Below are 17,420 nucleotides of genomic sequence, written 5' to 3'. Positions count from 1 at the left end.
AGCTAAGCTGCGGCCTCCTCGCGCAATCCGAACACTTTTTGCTCGGTCGAGAAGCCAGCGATCGGAAATGCGCCGAGCTCGATCCAGTCTTCACCGGACACCCCGGCGAACGTCTCCGAGGCCACGATGGTGCGCTTCAGCCGCGAGGTGAGCTTTTCCAGGCGTGCAGCGAGGTTCACCGCCGGACCGATGCAAGTAAAATCGAGACGGTTGCCGCCGCCGATATTGCCGTAGAGCAATTTGCCGACGTGCAGCGCCACGCCGAAGCGGAAGCGCTCGATCGTATCTCCGACTGAGTATTCGAGCGCGGCGACGCTTGCGCGCGAGGCACGCGCGGCGGCAAGCACGCGAGCGCAGACCTCCGCAGGATCGCCGTCCCGCTCGGCGATCGGAAACACCGCGAGCAGACCATCGCCCATGAACTTCAGCACCTCGCCGCCCTGCTCTCCGATCGCGGCGACCTGGCAATCGAAATAATGATTGAGGATCTCGACGACGGTCTCGGCCGGCAGCCGGTCGGACAGCGACGTGAAGCCACGCAGGTCCGACAGCCAGATCGCCGCATGCATCGTATCGGCGTGGCCACGACGGATCTGGCCGCCGAGAATGCGCTCGCCGGCGCGGTTACCGACATAGGTGTCGAGCAGCATCGCGGCGGTCCGCTGCAGTGTCACAATCTCGATGTTGCGCGCGAGCGCCGGAAGTACCGCGCGGATCGCCTGCATGTGCACGTCGGTGAAACCGCCCGGGCATCTGGTGGTCCAGCTCGACGCGTTCACCGAGCCATCGTGGAACGCCAGAGGCAGGGCGATATAGTCGGTCCCGCCTTCGGCGCGCAGGTCCAGCAGAAGAGGAAATCGCTCCGCATCGGGAGAGGTCGGATCCATCCTGAATTCGCCGCTGCGCTCGAACACCGCCGAGAGCGGGCTCGTCCTGAACATCGGCGATTCCAGGAAGCTGAAGTCGACGCTGCCGACTTGGACCTCCGCACCCGGGCGCCAGATCAGATTGCGGCCGAGAATCTCTGGGTGCAGGGTGCGGACGAAGATGCCGGTCCGCCATAGCGGCACGCCCAGAGCCACCATGCGTTCGCAGAAGGCAGACATCATCTGCTCGGGCGTCACGGAAGTGTGCGCGCCATCGATCAGCCAGTCCTTGATGTCCTGTAGTTTGGATACGTCCATGCGCCGAACATTAAGCGAGCGACAAGCTGCCGGCAAACGGCCGTCGCTGCGCGAGCAGCTATCCGACCTGGCCACGATGACGCAGCAGATGGTCGGCGAGCACGCAGGCCATCATCGCTTCGCCCACCGGCACCGCGCGGATGCCGACGCAGGGGTCGTGCCGGCCCTTGGTCAGGATCTCGGTCTCGTTGCCCTGGCGATCGACGGTGCGGCGGGGGTTGAGGATCGACGAGGTCGGCTTCACCGCAAAGCGCACCACGATCGGCTGCCCCGTGGCGATGCCGCCGAGGACGCCGCCGGCATGGTTGGACAGAAAGCGCGTGCCGTCATTGCCGGAGCGCATCTCGTCGGCATTCTCCTCGCCCGTGAGTTCGGCCGCGGCAAAGCCGGCGCCGATCTCGACGCCCTTGACGGCATTGATGCTCATCATCGCCGCCGCGAGGTCGGCATCGAGCTTGCCGTAGAGTGGCGCGCCCAGGCCGGCCGGCACGCCTTCGGCAACGATTTCCAGAACTGCGCCGATCGAGGAGCCGCTCTTCCTGATGCCGTCGAGATAATCTTCGAAGAACGCCGCCTTGTCCTTGTCGGGGCAGAAGAACGGATTGCGCGCGACCTCGTCCCAATCCCATTTGGCACGGTCGATCTTGTGCGGGCCCATCTGCACCAGCGCGCCGCGCACCTTCACATCGGGCAGGATCTTGCGGGCGATCGCACCGGCCGCGACGCGCGTCGCCGTCTCGCGCGCCGAGGAGCGGCCGCCGCCCCGATAATCGCGCAGGCCGTATTTGGCTTCGTAGGTGAAGTCGGCGTGGCCCGGTCGAAACTTGTCCTTGATCTCGGAATAGTCCTTCGAGCGCTGGTCGGTGTTCTCGATCAGCAGCGCAATCGGCGTGCCGGTGGTCACCTGCACACCGGTTTCGGGATGAACCATCACGCCGGACAGGATCTTCACCTGGTCCGGCTCCTGGCGCTGGGTCGTGAAACGCGACTGGCCCGGACGGCGGCGGTCGAGATCGTGCTGGATCTCCTCAGCGGTCAGCGGAATGCGCGGCGGGCAGCCGTCGACGACGCAGCCGATCGCCACCCCATGGCTCTCGCCGAAGGTGGTGACGCGGAACATGTGGCCGAAGGTGTTGAAGGACATGAGCGGATCTACCAATCAGCAAACCGTCGTTCCGGGATGGTCCGAAGGACCAGACCGGGAACCTCGAGATTCCGGGTTCGATGCTGCGCATCGCCCCGGAATGACATGAACTAACTAAACTTCTCGAACCCGTCCGGGCCGAACACATAGACCGCGCCCTGCTGGATCGGCAGATCGACCGCGCGCTGCGGCGTCGCGAAGCCGAGCGCCACCATCAGCGCCCGCGCCGTGCCGCCGTGCGCAACCGCGACGGTATCGGCGTCAAGCGTATCGTACCATTGCCGCACCCGCTGCTCGACATCAGCATAGGTCTCGCCGCCCTCGGGCGCCAGGGTCCATTTCTCGGTCAGCCGCTGGGCGTAGAAGACGGGATCCGCAGCCTCCATCTCCGGCAGCGTGAAGCCTTCCCATTTGCCGTAGCCGATCTCGCGCAGCCGCGGATCGAGCGCATAGTCTTCCGGGGGAAGCTGCAGCGTCCGGCGCACCAGCTCCATGGTCGCCCTGGCCCGGCCCAGCGGGCTCGCCACGAAGGGCAGCCTCGCGAGTTCGTGGCCATTCCGCCCGGCGAGCTCGCTGAGGATATTGCCGGCCTGAACCGCCTGCACCCGGCCAAGATCGTTCAGCGGAATGTCCTGCGTGCCCTGCAGCCGGCCCAGCGCATTCCATTCCGTCTCGCCGTGGCGGATGTAGTAGATCGTCGGCGCAGGCATTGCGGCTTGACGTCAGTCCTTTGCGAGCGACATGTCCGGCGCGTCCGGACGCTTCATGCCCAGCACGTTGTAGCCGGCATCGACATAATGCACCTCGCCGGTGACGCCGCGGGCGAGATCCGAGAGGAAATAGAGCGCGCTGTCACCCACCTCCTCGATCGTCACGTTGCGACGGAGCGGCGCGTTGACCTCGTTCCACTTCAGCAGGTAGCGGGAATCCGCGATGCCCGCGAAGGCCAGCGTCTTGATCGGGCCGGCCGAGATCGCGTTGACGCGTATGTTCTTCTCGCCGAGATCCACGGCAAGATAGCGCACGCTCGCCTCCAGCGCCGCCTTGGCGACGCCCATCACGTTGTAATGCGGCATCCACTTCTCGGCGCCGTAATAGGTCAGCGTGATGATCGAGCCGCCGTCGGTCATCAGCTTCTCGGCGCGCTGGGCGATCGCAGTCAGCGAGTAGCAGCTGATCAGCATGGTCTTGGAGAAATTGTCGGCCGTGGTCTCGATGTAGCGGCCGTCGAGCTGGTCCTTGTCGGAGAAGGCGATCGCGTGCACGACGAAATCGATCTTGCCCCATTTCTCCTTCACCACGTCGAACACCGCATCGATCGTGGCGGCATCGGTAACGTCGCAATGGCCGAGCATGAGAGCGCCGAGCTCCTGCGCCAAGGGCTCGACCCGCTTCTTCAAGGCGTCCCCCTGGTAGGTCAGCGCGATCTCCGCGCCCGCCGCGCGCGCCGCTTTGGCGATTCCCCAGGCGATCGAGCGGTTATTGGCGACGCCGAGAACAACCCCGCGCTTGCCCTGCATCAGACCTGAATTTTGCGGCATCCGGCTTCTCATCGAATTGGTTAAGCAGTGGACGTACACCACCGGTTTGGCCCGGTATAGCCCCTTTCGAAGGCTCGGCGGCATAGTCCTGCCCCGATCTGCCGGTCGGAATAGGCCCGTCATGCCGGGGTTATGCTGGCTGGGGCGCGGCACGATCGAAGGCTGTGCCGCAGGTACGACAGCCGAGAGATCTTTGCGATGAGCCCGTTTCGCCAGAGTGTGGAAGCGATGATACCGGCGCTGCGCCGTTACGCCCGCGCGCTGGCCCGCGACGCAGATGCCGCCGACGACCTGGTGCAGGATACGCTGGTGCGCGCGCTGCGCGCCGAACGGCTGTTTCTCGGCGGCGACATCAGAAGCTGGCTCTACACCATCCTGACCAACCTCAACAAGAACCGGCGCCGCTCGCTGGCGCGGCGGCCATATTTCCTGCCCTTGCAAGACGATAATCCGGACGCCAGCGGCACCGAGGCGGAAGGCCGCGACATCGAACGCGCGCTGTCGACCCTGGTCGAGGAACAGCGCGCCGCGCTCGTGCTCGTGGTGCTGGAGGGACTGAGCTATCGCGAGGTCGCCGAAATCCAGGGGGTTCCGATCGGCACCGTGATGTCGCGGCTGGCCCGCGCCCGAGGCCATGTGCGCGCGGTGCTGGATGGCGAACGTCCGGCGCTGCGGAGGATCAAATGACGGCCGCGCTGCTGACTGCCGACGCCATCGCTGTGGCCAGCCTGGAGCCGATCGCCCCGGGCTGCAAGATCGCCACGCCTTCGACTGAAGTGAGACGACGACAATGACCGATCCGAAGATTCCCATCACGGAAGACGAGCTGCATGCCTATGTCGATGGCGAGCTGCCGACGGAACGCCGTGGCGACGTCGAAGCCTGGCTCGCGACACATCCGGAGGACGCCGAGCGGGTGCAGTCGTGGCGCGCCGTCGCGGATGCGCTGCATGCGCGCTACGATGCGGTGGCCAACGAGCCGGTGCCGCCGCGGCTCGAACTGGAGCGACTGCAGCGGCCGCCACGCAAATGGCTGTATGGTGCAATCGCCGCAAGCTTTGCCGCTTTTGCCATGGGTGGCGCGACCGGCTGGATCGCGCATGACGTCACGGCGTCGCCCTCCGCGTTCCAGGCGTTCACCGGCGATGCACTCGAAGCGCACCGGCTGTATGTGGTCGAGGTCCGCCATCCGGTCGAAGTACCCGGCGACGAGAAGGCGCATCTGCAGCAATGGCTGACCCGCCGCTGCGGGCGGACGGTGCATGCGCCGGAGCTCGAATCCAGCGGGTTGAAACTGGTCGGCGGACGGCTGCTGCCGGGGCCATCCGGACCTGCGTCGTTCCTGATGTATGAAAGCGCCTCCGGCGAACGTTTCACCATCTATGCAACCAGGACGACAACCGACGCGACACAGATGCGCTACACCCGCGAGGGCACTAACGGCGCACTGTCCTGGGCTGACCGCGGCGTCGGCTATGTCGTAATCGGCGGCAATGATCGTGGACGTCTAACAGAGGTTGCACGCGCGGTTTACGATCAAGCCGAACGCAGTGGCGGATAGCGCGCATGAGCTATCATCCACACGCGATAAGCGAGATCGCGATTCGCGATTCCGACGCTTCCGAGAAGCAGTTGCCCCGCATCGTACTTGCGATCGCTGAAGTGGAGGGATCGGCGTACTAAGACAGCAGGATGACACGCGAAGGTCGCGTCCAAATTCGGTCATCGAAAATCTGGAATGAGGCCACCGACGCGTCTCAATATCGTACCGAATACTCACGAAAAAATGAGGAGCGTTCGATCCGCCGATCGACGCGTCAGCGGCCTCGATTGGGGTTTTGCACCGCGCTGGTCCCCCTCTCGAGGCCGCACTTTTTTTGCCCCTCGCAATATCGCCTTGTCACCGTTCCGCGTGCGCTGGCACGCGCGCGGAACGCCGCAGCAAAGCGGCACCCGCAGGTGATCTCATTTGATTGACGAAGACGTCGCGGCCGCGGCGTCTGCATCCAGGCACCGCGACCAGTGTTACGAAAGATTGCTACGCGGGTTGTAGGGGTGGCGATCGCGCCACTTGGTCATCAGGGCCTCGAGATCCGCATCGTTGCCGTCGGGGAGCATGATGCGGGTCGTGACGAACAGGTCGCCGCTTCCGCCGCTCTTCGGCAGGCCCTTGCCCTTGAGGCGGAAGGTCCGTCCGCTCGACGTATTCTTCGGGATCGACAATTCGACCGCGCTGCCCAGCGTCGGCACCCGCACCTTGGCCCCGAGCACCGCTTCGTACAGCGTGATCGGCAGATCGAGCCGGATGTCGCTGCCTTCGACCTTGAAATACGGATGCGGCGCGATCTGGATCGAGATCAGAAGGTCGCCCGGCTTATGGCCCGGCACTGTCTCGCCCTGCCCCTTGAGCCGGATCTGCTGGCCGGCGGCAACACCGGCCGGAATCTTGACGTTCAGTTCGCGCCCCGAGGGCAGCCGCACCCGCTTCTCGCCGCCATTGACCGCTTCCTCCAGCGTCACGGTCATCGCGACGTTGAGGTCAAGGTCGAGGCCTACGCCACCGGGTTCGAACTCAAACGGACTGCCGCCGGCGCGCGCACCGCGCGGGGCGCCGCCGAACATGCTGTTGAGAATGTCCTCGAAGCCGCCCGCACCGCCGCCAGGCCCACCGCCGCCGCGGAAGCTGTAGCTCTCGAAGCCGCCCGGTCCGGCCCGCCCGGCTCCACCGCCCGGAAAGCCCTGGAAGCGCGGCTTGCCTTCGGCATCGATCTCGCCCCGGTCGAACTGCTTGCGCTTCTCCTCATCCCCGAGGATCTCGTTCGCGGTATTGATCTCGGAAAATTTGGCCGACGCCTTCGGATCGTTCTTGTTGCTGTCGGGATGGTGCTTCTTGGCGAGCTTACGATAAGCGCTCTTGATGGCCGCAGCGCTGGCGCTCCGCGGCACCCCCAAGACCTCATAGGGGTCGCGCATCCGTCACGTCTCCTTACAGAAAATCAGATACTAACCTATGGGCTCCCCGCCCGCTTTGCATTTCATCTGGGGTTTCCGTTGTATTTTTGCAACGGGTTCCCGTAGATGAGCTAACTTTGCTGCCAGAGCTTCAGGCTCTGGATGCGCCAGCGGCCGCGTTCGATCCGGCAGGCGGACCCCTGCAGCCAGCGCTCCGTCCTGCCGTTGACATAGCTTGCCAGGAAATCGCGGCAAGTCCGGCCGTCATCACTGGTGTAGACCTTGGCGATCGGCGTCACCGAGCCACGGGCCCCGGTCTGCGGATTATGCCAGGGCTGGCTGGAATCCTTGTCCCCCTTGGTCAGCACGTCCGAGGCGGCATTGCGGGCAAACGCCAGATCGCCGTCGGTCGGCTCGACCGCCGCCGGCGCGCTGATCGATCCCGTGACGGGAGCCTCCTCCATCCTGGCGAATGCGGTCTCGGGGCGAGACATGGCGCAGCCGCCGGCGGAGAGCCCGATCAGAATCAGTGTAAGCGCGGTACCGGCGGAGCCGATCGTCGATAGGCCAAACCGCACCGATGCCCTATATAGGGCCGGAACAGACCGGCACTGCGCGCTCTTGGCCGCGAGTGAACGCAAAACTCGGACTCCCCTCCATGACCGACCCCACGACCATCAAACACCAGACAACCTTAACATCGGGTCACTCCGCCGATTTCACGCAGGCGGGCGAGCCATTTGCGCTGTTTGCCGGGTGGTTTGCCGAGGCCGCCAAAAGCGAGCCGAACGATCCCAACGCGATGGCGCTCGCCACCGTCGACGACACCGGCCTGCCGGATGTCCGCATGGTCCTGATGAAGGGCTATGATGAAGCCGGCTTCGTGTTCTACAGCCACAAGGCCAGCCAGAAAGGCCGCGAACTCGCCGCAAACCCTAAGGCGGCTTTACTGTTTCACTGGAAGTCGCTGCGCCGGCAGGTGCGGATCCGGGGCCCCGTCGTACCGGTGACGGACGAGGAAGCGGATGCCTATTTCGCCACCCGCCCGAAGCAGGCGCAGCTCGGCGCATGGGCCAGCAAGCAGTCGGAACCGCTGGAGAGCCGCTTCGCGTTCGAGCAGGCCATCGCCAAGGTCGCCACGCAATACATCATCGGCGACGTGCCGCGCCCACCCGGCTGGAGCGGCTGGCGCATCACGCCGCTGCGGATGGAATTCTGGCACGACCGTCCATTTCGCCTGCACGACCGGATCGAATTCCGCCGCGATGCGCCGGACCAGGGATGGACGAAGGTAAGGATGTATCCGTAGCCGCAACGTCATGGCCGGACCGACCATCAAGCCCGGCCATCCACGTCTTAGACACGAACACCAAGGCGCAGATGACTGCGCCTCCGCCACGCCGAAGGGACTGCGGTCCCGCAGGCGTGCTCAAGCCCGGGCATGACGACGCGGAAAGACGAAAGAAAGTACCATGGCTCCCTCATCCAACCAGCCGCGGCGCACGATGCTCCTGACGGGCGCAAGCCGCGGCATCGGCCACGCCACCGTGATTCGATTCTCCTCGGCCGGCTGGCGGGTCATCACCTGCTCGCGGCACCCCTTTCCGGAGGAATGTCCATGGGGGGCAGGACCCGAGGATCACATCCAGGTCGACCTTGCCGATCCCGACGACACCTTGCGCGCGATCGCCGAGATCAAACACCGGCTCGATACCGGCGAGTTGCATGCGCTGGTCAACAATGCCGCGATCTCGCCGAAGGGGCCCGGCGGCGCGCGGCTCGGCACCGTCGACACCGATCTCGACACCTGGAATCACGTTTTCCGTGTCAACTTCTTCGCGCCGATCATGATGGCGCGCGGACTGATCGAGGAGTTGAAGGCGGTCAAAGGCTCGGTCGTCAATGTCACCTCGATCGCCGGCTCGCGGGTGCACCCATTCGCCGGCGCCGCCTACGCGACCTCGAAGGCCGCACTCGCCGCGCTGACGCGCGAGATGGCATCCGATTTCGGCCGTGTCGGCGTGCGCGTCAACTCGATCGCCCCGGGCGAGATCGACACCTCGATCCTGTCGCCGGGCACCGAGAAGATCGTCGCCGAGCAGATCCCGATGCATCGGCTCGGCACCCCCGACGAGGTGGCGAAGATCGTTTACGTCCTCTGCACCGAGACGAGCTCCTACGTGAACGGCGCCGAGATCCACATCAATGGCGGACAGCATGTGTGAGGGCTGACCGCCCTCGAACCGGAGACGGGCGATCGCCTCGCCCGCTTGCACCCTCGCCTGGCCAACCAGACCGAAACCTGCGCGCAAACGAACGGCGCCGGAGCGTATGCTCCGGCGCCGCTGCACGACCTCGTCCGTATCAGTACCGACGGAAATGGTGGTGATGGTGATGATGGTGGTGGTGGCGGTAGCGCGGCGGCCTCACCACGATCACCGGGCGACGCCAGTGATGATGGTGGTGATGATAATAGCGGCCATACTGCACCTCCATCACCTGTGCTTCGTCCGATACAGCCCCCTGTTCGCGGTCCATCGCCTGGAGGATGGCGCCGGCATTCGGGATCGGCTCCAGCAGTTCGGCATAGGAGTTTGCGCGCAGCGCGTCGGCCGGGACCTGCAGCGGTGCAGCCTGGGATGACGCAAATGTGCCGAGTGCAGCCGCGGCACCCAAAAGTCCGGCGATCTTCTTGTCCAAAGTCTTCTCCGATGTGGTATTCGCCCCGCGACCAAAACCGCGGTCGCGGATAATAGTTCCTCTATTCCCGATTTGGGCTGGGGACGTGGCGCCGAAGCCTGATCGGCGACGACTCGCTCCATGCTCCGTCGTATCCTATCCTCCAGCGGATTGAACGGCGGATGAACATCCGCGATGGGACGCTTTGCCACATGAGGTCGCCGCGATGCTGGACGACGTGGAGGCACGGCTGGCGCCGTTCGCCGACAATGGCCTGGTCACGGAAGGGGTAGCGGCGACCGCACAGACGGTTCGGCGACGGCAACGTGACTGATTTGGACGGTCACATTTGGGCCGTCATACCTTGGCTGTCATACTGGACCGTTACAGCCGTGGTCCCGAACTTCGCGTCATATGGCCGCAGGTCGGGTTTGCGAGTTCGGCGTCAGCGATGCAGCAGTAAACTTGTTGATCGCGTACGGCCTTGAATTTGAAGTGCCGATAAGTGCGTGGGAGAATCTACCCCTCGCACACCAAGCCGCGCAAAATCTGGGCGGCGCGCCAGCGCAGGCGTGCGGTCTCGACGTTGAGCGCGGAGGAGCATTCCTCCTCGCGCTCGCCATCTTCCAGTTCGGCGCCGCAAAAGCGGCATGATCGGGGCGACAACGCGTAGCTGGCAAACGCGCCGGTACGGCCACGCTGATAGGCCGCAAGCTCGACCACGTTGTTCGATGCCGTTACGCGTTTCTCAATCATTGCCTGCCTCTTGGCTAAGGCGCGGTGACCGCGCCTTCGTGCTCGTGAGCGGGGCTCCAGAGGAGACGCGCATGCGTCATCACGGCCGTGCTCATGCATGGCTTATCGCAGAGAAGTTTCTTTCAAAGGTTCAGCGTACCGCTCAAATTTTACCTGAGGAATTGAGGCGGCTTTGCAGCTGCATGCATTTGGATCAGCGATTGCAGGCATGCCTGCGCAGGCGAATTTGCATGGGCTCATGCGACCTGTGTGAAGCGATCGTGAATCCTAGTTGCGAAAAACCGGCGTGAATAAGGCGCATTGGGCACCAATCAATTTGGCGCTTAGCTTTGATGCCAACTCTTCGCGGCAATTTCTGCCGGGCTCATAGCCATTTCTTCAATTTGAAGATGTAGTACGGGACGACCGCCGCGATCAACATCATGATCAGCGCCATCGGATAGCCGTGCACCCAATCGAGTTCCGGCATCACCTTGAAGTTCATGCCGTAGATCGATGCAATCAAGGTCGGCGGCATCAACACCACCGCCATCACCGAGAACAACTTGATGATGTTGTTCTGCTCGAGATTGACGACGCCGAGCATGGCGTCGAGCACGAATGTGATCTTGCTGGCGAGATAGGATGCATGGTCGGTCAGCGAGGCGACGTCGCGCTGCATGGTCTTGAGTTGCTCGCGCATGTCCTTCGACCATTTGACGCCCTCGACCGCGGCGGACAGGAAGGTGACGAGGCGGCCGATCGAGACCAGGCTCTCGCGCACCTTCGAAGTCAGGTCGCCCTTGCGGCCGATGGCGATGAGGATCTGCGAATATTGCTTGGCATGGCCGTGCCGCTCGGCATGCGGCTCGAAGATGTCGTGCGAGACTTGGTCGATATCGGCTCCGATCCGCTCAAGGATATCGGCGCAGCGGTCGATCACCGCGTCGAGCAGCTCCATCATGATCATTTCACCCGTGATCGTCGACGGGCAGCCGCGGGCAAGCTTGGCCTCCACCACCGCGAACGGCTTGGGCTGATCGTAACGGACCGTGACCAGGCGATGGGCCGACAGGATGAAGGTCACGGCCGTGGTCCGCGGCATGTCGCTGTCCGAATGACACATCAACGTGGCGGTCATGTAGCGCGCGCCGCTCTCGATATAGAGCCGGCTGGAGATTTCGATCTCCTGCATGTCCTCGCGGGTCGGCACCGCGATCCCCGCGAGCTTTTCCACCGCCCTGTCCTCGGCCCCGGTCGGGTTGACCAGATCGATCCAGACCGCGTTCTCCGGCAGCGCCGCGAGATCCCCAATCGCCGCCTTCTTCAGCGCGGATTCGCCAGGAACAAACACCGAGAACATCCGGGTCTCCAGAAAAACAAGGCCTTTGAAGGGCTTCTAACGTGATTCGAGCTGCTGCCTTGTGACGCAGCCTTGCCGACCGGTCCATCGGCTTTTTCGCAACGTGATTGCGGTCGGTTTGGAGCAAAATCGTTCAGACTGTGAACGGTCGTGCCCAGGACGGCACAGCTGGCACCGCCATCCCTGAAAATGTTGCGGCAAAAAGGCAACAACAGCGGCGCTGCAACGTCCGATCGGCATGCCAGCGCTGGAATTGTGATGCGATTTGTCGATAATGATGAGCAACGGAATCGTCGCGTTGGGGCTGCGTCGACCTGGGCTTGCGCAACCCAAACTTTAACTGGAAATTTACCATGTCGCTGAAGGTGAAATTCGGACTTCTGGCCGTGGGCCTGATGCTGTCGGGTTGCATGCAGGCCACCACCTACGAGGCGACCAACGCACAGGCCTTCAAGCCGAAGGACAAGGAACTCTTGTCCAAGATCCGCTACACCAACACACCGGTCGCCGAGCCGTTCCGGCGCGCCATCGTGGAATATCACCGCAAGGAAGCGCCGGGCTCGATCGTCGTCGATTCGGACAATCATTACCTCTATTACGTACTCGATAACGGCAAGGCGATCCGCTACGGCATCACCGTCGGCGAAGAGGCCATGGCTTGGTCGGGCATCGCCAAGGTCGGCGCCATGACCGAGTGGCCGGCTTGGCATCCCACCAAGGGCGAGATCGAGCGGCTCGGCGTGCCGACCTTTGTGCCGCCCGGACCGGACAATCCGATGGGCTCGCGCGCTATGTATCTTTATTCCAACGGCAAGGACACGCTGTTCCGCATCCACGGCACCAACCAGCCGGAATATATCGGCGCCTCGATCTCCTCGGGCTGCATCCGCCTCACCAACGAGGACGCGATCGACCTTTACAACCGCGTCAAGGTCGGCACCATCGTGGTGGTGCTGGAGCCGCACAAGGGCGACTCGCCGTTCAACTCGCAAATGGCTCTGCAGGGCGGCGGCAACACGGTCGCGATGCAGTAAGCGGCCTGACGGCAGAAACAAGCTTCCAATCAAAGCACAGAAACGCGTACACCATCCTTGCGAAAGCGCCGGTCGTTCCGGCGCTTTTTGTTTTTCAGCCTCCGGCTACGTGTGGAGCATCGGGGCGAACCCGGTTTGCAGCCGGTTGCTGCAAAGCGGGCGACCGCCTTCCGCGGGTGACATCAAAAGAACGACGCGAACGGATTCCAGATACGCGCCCGGCGGCGGTGTTTGCTCGGTACGGCCCGGTCGGCAGCCAGTTTTCTGCGCCCTGTCTTCTCGATGGCAACCTTGTTCGTCGAGACCTTTTCGGCTGACGCTTTATCGGGCGCCGGCGGCTTGGCCTGGCGGCCCATATCGGCAATGGCCTCACTGCGCGGCTCCGAATCAACCGAAGGCTTGTTCATCGATTTCTCGCTCCCGCCCGTGCTGCCGGTCGTCTGCTCGGCACCGCGTGCGGGCGAGGTCAGCTTCGGCGCCGCCGACTTGTCGGCGTTGGCTTCGGGAGAGGCTTGTTGTCGTTGAACTCCGTTACCGGCCGTCTGTTGGTCGCGGGGTTTGTCCGGGCTGGTCTTCCCGCTTGCAGTCTTGGCCTCTCCGACGGCCTCTCCCACGCTGGCGCCGGACCTAGCCTTGGCGCCGTTACCGCCCTGCCCGGCGTCTGCAACCGCGCGCGGCGGCGCCTCTTGCGGCCGTTCTTCCGGCAGCAGCGGTGCGACCTTGGGCATGGGATCGAGCACATCCCATTGGCAGATCCGATAGTCGTTGTGCCGCTGCATCAGATCTAGGTGGATGTGGTTCTCGTGATACCAATCGGAGTCCGGACCGAGGACCGTGGTGAAGCGCGTGCAGGCCGAATGCAGCAGGCTCTCGCGCAGTTCGCGCGGCTCGGTGCGATCGGTGAGCTCGATCATGCGGCCGTCGGCCAGCTTGAACCCATGGACGTCGATGGCATTGGCACGGCCGTGCTCGGAGAGCGGCGCGCCGGATTTGCCGTTGCGGCCGCGGCATTGATAGGCGTCGAAATTGTCGAGCGCGGCGACCTCGCTGCCAAGCTTCGCCACTTCCGGCGCCACATCGTTGCGGACCCAGTTTGCGAGCTCGGTCGCCATCGTGCAGCGCATCGTCGCGGCCGGCGTCAGCGCGACGCGTTTCTTGTCCGGCAGCACGATCGCCTCCAGCCGCACCAGATCGTCGCCGCCGCACTCGCCAGGCCCGTGGATCGCCGGAACCGACGGCGCAATCGCGATGTCCTCGGTCAGGGCAACCCGACAGGCCGAAGGTGGCGGGGGAACGGGCGCCTTCGCCTCCTCCTTGGCCGGCTCAGTCTTGGCTGATCCGGATTTGGCCGGTTCGGACGCCGGGGTAGCTTTGGCCTGATCCCGTTGCGGGGCATCGGCCGGACGCGGCTGCGGCAGCGGCACCTTGGCCAGATGAACCGGCGGCGTGACATGGCGCGCTTTGTCCGCATGACGGGATTTGGCGGCGGCGGGAGGCAGCGCCGCGAGCCCGATCAGAGACGCGAACGCCACTGCGATAACCATGGACGAGCCTGCGGCATTGCTGCGTCCACAAGCCCATTTGCGCTGCGCCCGGCGCGCGCTAAACTCCGGGGAACCTTTCAAAATATCTCGCTGCAACAAGCGAATACCGCCTGGAGGAACGACCTGATGCTTGGTTTGATGCAAGACTGGCCCCTGCTCTGTCACCGGATCATCGAGCATGCCGCCACGATTCACGGCACGCAGGAGGTGGTGACGCGGTCGGTCGAAGGCCCCATCGTTCGCACGACTTACCGACAAATCCACGACCGGTCCCTCAAGGTCTCACAGATGTTGACGCGCGACGGCATCAAGCTCGGCGACCGCGTCGCCACCATCGCCTGGAACACCGCGCGCCATCTCGAAGCCTGGTACGGCATCATGGGCATCGGCGCGATTTGCCACACCGTCAATCCGCGCCTGTTCCCGGAGCAGATCGCCTGGATCATCAATCATGCGCAGGACCGCATCGTGATGACCGATCTGACCTTCGTGCCGATCCTGGAAAAGATCGCCGACAAGCTTACGAGCGTGCAGCGCTACGTCGTGCTGACCGATGCGGCACACATGCCGCAGACCTCGCTGAAGAACGCGGTCGCCTATGAAGACTGGATCGCGCAAGGCGACGGCGACTTCGCCTGGAAAACCTTCGACGAGAACACCGCGGCCGCGATGTGCTACACATCCGGCACCACCGGCGATCCCAAGGGCGTGTTGTATTCGCATCGTTCCAACGTGCTGCATGCCTTGATGGCCAATTCGAGAGATTCGCTCGGCACCTCGGCTGCAGATACAATGCTGCCGGTGGTTCCCTTGTTCCATGCCAACAGCTGGGGCATCGCCTTCTCGGCGCCCTCGATGGGCACCAAGCTGGTAATGCCAGGCCCGAAGCTAGACGGCGCCTCGGTCTATGAGCTGCTCGACACCGAGAAGGTGACCTACACCGCGGGCGTGCCGACCGTGTGGCTGATGCTGCTGCAGCACATGCAGGCGAACAATTTGAAGCTGCCGCATCTGAAGATGGTGGTGTGCGGCGGCTCGGCCATGCCGCGCTCGATGATCGAGACCTTCCTCGGCATGGGCATCGGGGTGCGCCATGCCTGGGGCATGACCGAGATGAGCCCGATCGGCACGCTCGCCACGCTGAAGCCGCCGTTCCTCGCCGCCGAGGGCGATGCCAGGCTCGACGTGCTGCAGACGCAGGGCTTTCCTCCGTTCGGCGTCGAAATGAAGATCACCGACGATGCGGGCCAGGAGCTGCCCTGGGACGGCAAGACCTTCGGCCGCCTCAAAGTATCGGGTCCCGCGGTCGCCAAGGCCTATTACCACGTCGACAGCAATATCCTGGACGACGAGGGCTTCTTCGACACCGGCGACGTCGCCACCGTCGATCCACACGGCTACATGCGCATCACCGACCGCTCCAAGGACGTGATCAAGTCCGGCGGCGAATGGATCTCGTCGATCGAATTGGAGAACCTCGCGGTCGGCCATCCCGCCGTGGCCGAGGCCGCGGTGATCGGCGTGTGGCACCCGAAATGGGACGAGCGGCCGCTCCTGATCATCCAGCTCAAGCAGGGCCAGCAGGCCACGCGCGAGGACATCCTGAAATATATGGACGGCAAGATCGCCAAATGGTGGATGCCGGATGACGTCGCCTTCGTCGACGGCATTCCGCATACGGCGACCGGCAAGATCCTGAAGACGGCGCTGCGCGATCAGTTCAAGAGCTACCGCTTCCCGAACGCGGCGGCGTAGCGTTCCGACGTGCTGAGTATCAGGCACGGCCTCTCCCGGAAGAGGCCGTGCCTCCGAGATGCGCCGACGCGTTCACCGGTATAACCGTATCAGCGTCGGTTCCATATCGTCCGGATGCACGACGAAAGACGAATAGGAGTGGCCGGCGGGGCTTTCTAAGTTCCCGGCCATTCAACGATAAAAATCGGGAAGGAAACGCCAATATGACCAAATTCGTCCGTCTCTTGCCCTGGCTCGTGAGCGCCTCGCTCGCGGCAACCGCGGCTCATGCCGCCGGCAACAAGGTCGTCATCGGCGACATCGACGACATGTCGGGACTCTATGCCGACGTCATCGGCCCCGGCGGAGTCGAGGCCGCCAAGATGGCGATCGAAGATTTCGGCGGCAGCGTGCTCGGCAACAAGATCGAGTTCATGGAGACCGACCATCAGAACAAGCCCGACATCGGCGCGCAGAAATTCCGCGAATGGGCCGACCGCGATGGCGTGACCATGATCCTTGGCGGCTCCAATACCGGCGTCAGCCTCGCCATGAACAACGTCGCCAAGGAGAAGAAGATTCCGTTCATCGCGATCGGCGCGGCCGGCGCCTCGCTGACCGGCAAGGACTGCACGCCCTACACCGTCCACTACGCCTATGACACGACTGCGCTGGCCAATGGCACGGCCAAGACCATGGTGAAACAGGGCGGCAAGAGCTGGTTCTTCCTGACCGCGGACTATGCGTTCGGCTATCAGTTGAAGGAAGCTGCCTCGAAGGTGGTCGAGGCAGCCGGCGGCAAGGTGGTGGGCGAGGTGCGCGTGCCGCTGTCGACCTCGGACTTCTCGAGCTATCTGCTGCAGGCGCAGAACTCGGGCGCGCAGGTGCTCGGCCTCGCCAATGCCGGCAACGACTTCACCAATTCGATCAAGGCGGCCGACGAATTCGGCATCGCGAGCACCATGAAACCGGCCGCACTGCTCGCCTTCATCAGCGACATCCACAGCCTGGGACTGAAGACCGCACAGGGTCTCTATCTCACCACCGGCTGGTATTGGGACCTCAACGACAAGACCCGGGCATTCGCCAAGCGCTATTACGAGAAGACCAAGCGCGAGCCCACCATGAACCAGGCGGCCTATTACTCGGCCACCCTGACCTATCTCAACGCCGTCAAGGCCGCCGGCACCACCGATTCCGACAAGGTGATGGACCAGCTGCGCAAGATCAAGATCGACGACATGTTCACGGACAACGGCAAGATCCGCGCCGATGGCCTGATGGAGCACGATATGTACGTCATGCAGGTCAAGAAGCCGGAGGAATCCAAATATCCGTGGGACTACTACAAGATCGTGCAGACCATGTCGGGCGAAGAAGCGTTCGGCAAGCTTTCCGACAGTGCCTGCCCGCTGGTCAAGCACTGAGCTGATACGCGCTCAATTTCGTCGAGCCAATTCTATCGAGTCATGGCGGCCTCCCTTCGCGACGAGCGATCGGAGGCCGCAAT

General features: G+C 63.7%; 17 protein-coding genes. 7 read left to right on the top strand and 10 right to left on the bottom strand.

Annotated elements, in window-relative coordinates; translation table 11 throughout:
* Positions 1-2: 2 nt before the first annotated feature.
* The 4 genes from QX034_RS22290 to fabI all read right to left on the bottom strand — a co-directional run bounded on the left by QX034_RS22290 (position 3) and on the right by fabI (position 3,869).
* Positions 3-1,184 (bottom strand): adenylate/guanylate cyclase domain-containing protein, encoded by a 1,182-nt coding sequence (locus QX034_RS22290; protein ID WP_315706953.1) that lies wholly within the window; start codon positions 1,182-1,184, stop codon positions 3-5.
* A gap of 58 nt (positions 1,185-1,242) precedes the next feature.
* Entirely contained in the window at positions 1,243-2,328 is a 1,086-nt protein-coding gene (gene aroC, locus QX034_RS22285; RefSeq protein ID WP_315741640.1) for a chorismate synthase, read from the bottom strand.
* A 110-nt stretch (positions 2,329-2,438) separates the two neighbouring features.
* Entirely contained in the window at positions 2,439-3,038 is a 600-nt protein-coding gene (locus QX034_RS22280) for a histidine phosphatase family protein (protein ID WP_315706951.1), read from the bottom strand.
* Positions 3,039-3,050: 12 nt separating this feature from the next.
* Complete coding sequence (gene fabI, locus QX034_RS22275; protein WP_315706950.1) at positions 3,051-3,869, bottom strand: enoyl-ACP reductase FabI; 819 nt, start codon at positions 3,867-3,869, stop codon at positions 3,051-3,053.
* Between the two features lie 198 nt (positions 3,870-4,067).
* Here fabI and QX034_RS22270 point away from each other — a divergent pair, with 198 nt between their 5' ends.
* Positions 4,068-4,556, top strand: coding sequence for a sigma-70 family RNA polymerase sigma factor (locus tag QX034_RS22270; RefSeq protein ID WP_315706949.1), 489 nt, complete (start codon positions 4,068-4,070; stop codon positions 4,554-4,556).
* 103 nt (positions 4,557-4,659) lie between these two features.
* The gene (locus QX034_RS22265; RefSeq protein WP_315706948.1) at positions 4,660-5,430 is read left to right on the top strand and encodes an anti-sigma factor; all 771 of its coding nucleotides are present in this window, start codon (positions 4,660-4,662) and stop codon (positions 5,428-5,430) included.
* 464 nt (positions 5,431-5,894) lie between these two features.
* Here the strand turns inward: QX034_RS22265 and QX034_RS22260 are convergent, their stop codons facing one another.
* Together QX034_RS22260 and QX034_RS22255 are read right to left on the bottom strand one after the other, a co-directional pair.
* Positions 5,895-6,842 (bottom strand): DnaJ C-terminal domain-containing protein, encoded by a 948-nt coding sequence (locus QX034_RS22260; protein WP_315706947.1) that lies wholly within the window; start codon positions 6,840-6,842, stop codon positions 5,895-5,897.
* 110 nt (positions 6,843-6,952) lie between these two features.
* Entirely contained in the window at positions 6,953-7,315 is a 363-nt protein-coding gene (locus QX034_RS22255) for an RT0821/Lpp0805 family surface protein (protein ID WP_315706946.1), read from the bottom strand.
* 164 nt (positions 7,316-7,479) lie between these two features.
* Here QX034_RS22255 and pdxH point away from each other — a divergent pair, with 164 nt between their 5' ends.
* Both pdxH and QX034_RS22245 read left to right on the top strand, forming a co-directional pair.
* Positions 7,480-8,130: a pyridoxamine 5'-phosphate oxidase gene (gene pdxH / locus QX034_RS22250; protein WP_315706994.1), complete on the top strand. Its 651-nt coding sequence runs from the start codon at positions 7,480-7,482 to the stop codon at positions 8,128-8,130.
* Positions 8,131-8,293: 163 nt separating this feature from the next.
* Complete coding sequence (locus QX034_RS22245) at positions 8,294-9,046, top strand: SDR family oxidoreductase (RefSeq protein WP_315706945.1); 753 nt, start codon at positions 8,294-8,296, stop codon at positions 9,044-9,046.
* 139 nt (positions 9,047-9,185) lie between these two features.
* On the opposite strand, the gene QX034_RS22240 is transcribed toward QX034_RS22245, so the two are convergent.
* The 3 genes from QX034_RS22240 to QX034_RS22230 form a co-directional block, all read right to left on the bottom strand.
* Positions 9,186-9,521, bottom strand: coding sequence for a hypothetical protein (locus QX034_RS22240; protein WP_315706944.1), 336 nt, complete (start codon positions 9,519-9,521; stop codon positions 9,186-9,188).
* 498 nt (positions 9,522-10,019) lie between these two features.
* On the bottom strand, positions 10,020-10,256 hold the full coding sequence (locus QX034_RS22235) for a hypothetical protein (protein ID WP_315706943.1): 237 nt from the start codon (positions 10,254-10,256) through the stop codon (positions 10,020-10,022).
* Between the two features lie 364 nt (positions 10,257-10,620).
* The gene (locus QX034_RS22230) at positions 10,621-11,598 is read right to left on the bottom strand and encodes a magnesium transporter CorA family protein (RefSeq protein ID WP_315706942.1); all 978 of its coding nucleotides are present in this window, start codon (positions 11,596-11,598) and stop codon (positions 10,621-10,623) included.
* Between the two features lie 353 nt (positions 11,599-11,951).
* Between QX034_RS22230 and QX034_RS22225 the strand changes: the two genes are divergently transcribed.
* Complete coding sequence (locus QX034_RS22225) at positions 11,952-12,632, top strand: L,D-transpeptidase (RefSeq protein ID WP_315706941.1); 681 nt, start codon at positions 11,952-11,954, stop codon at positions 12,630-12,632.
* Positions 12,633-12,814: 182 nt separating this feature from the next.
* Here the strand turns inward: QX034_RS22225 and QX034_RS22220 are convergent, their stop codons facing one another.
* Positions 12,815-14,176, bottom strand: a complete 1,362-nt coding sequence (locus tag QX034_RS22220) for an extensin family protein (protein WP_316195793.1) — start codon at positions 14,174-14,176, stop codon at positions 12,815-12,817.
* A 126-nt stretch (positions 14,177-14,302) separates the two neighbouring features.
* Here QX034_RS22220 and QX034_RS22215 point away from each other — a divergent pair, with 126 nt between their 5' ends.
* Both QX034_RS22215 and QX034_RS22210 read left to right on the top strand, forming a co-directional pair.
* Positions 14,303-15,931, top strand: coding sequence for a fatty-acid--CoA ligase (locus QX034_RS22215; protein WP_315741643.1), 1,629 nt, complete (start codon positions 14,303-14,305; stop codon positions 15,929-15,931).
* 203 nt (positions 15,932-16,134) lie between these two features.
* Positions 16,135-17,337 (top strand): ABC transporter substrate-binding protein, encoded by a 1,203-nt coding sequence (locus QX034_RS22210; RefSeq protein ID WP_315706938.1) that lies wholly within the window; start codon positions 16,135-16,137, stop codon positions 17,335-17,337.
* Positions 17,338-17,420 lie beyond the last annotated feature (83 nt).

Source organism: Bradyrhizobium sp. SZCCHNR3119 (genome assembly GCF_032487775.1).
Taxonomy (GTDB): Bacteria; Pseudomonadota; Alphaproteobacteria; order Rhizobiales; family Xanthobacteraceae; genus Bradyrhizobium.
The sequence above is the reverse complement of the archived record's forward strand: the minus strand, read 5'-3'. Positions and strand labels throughout refer to the sequence as shown.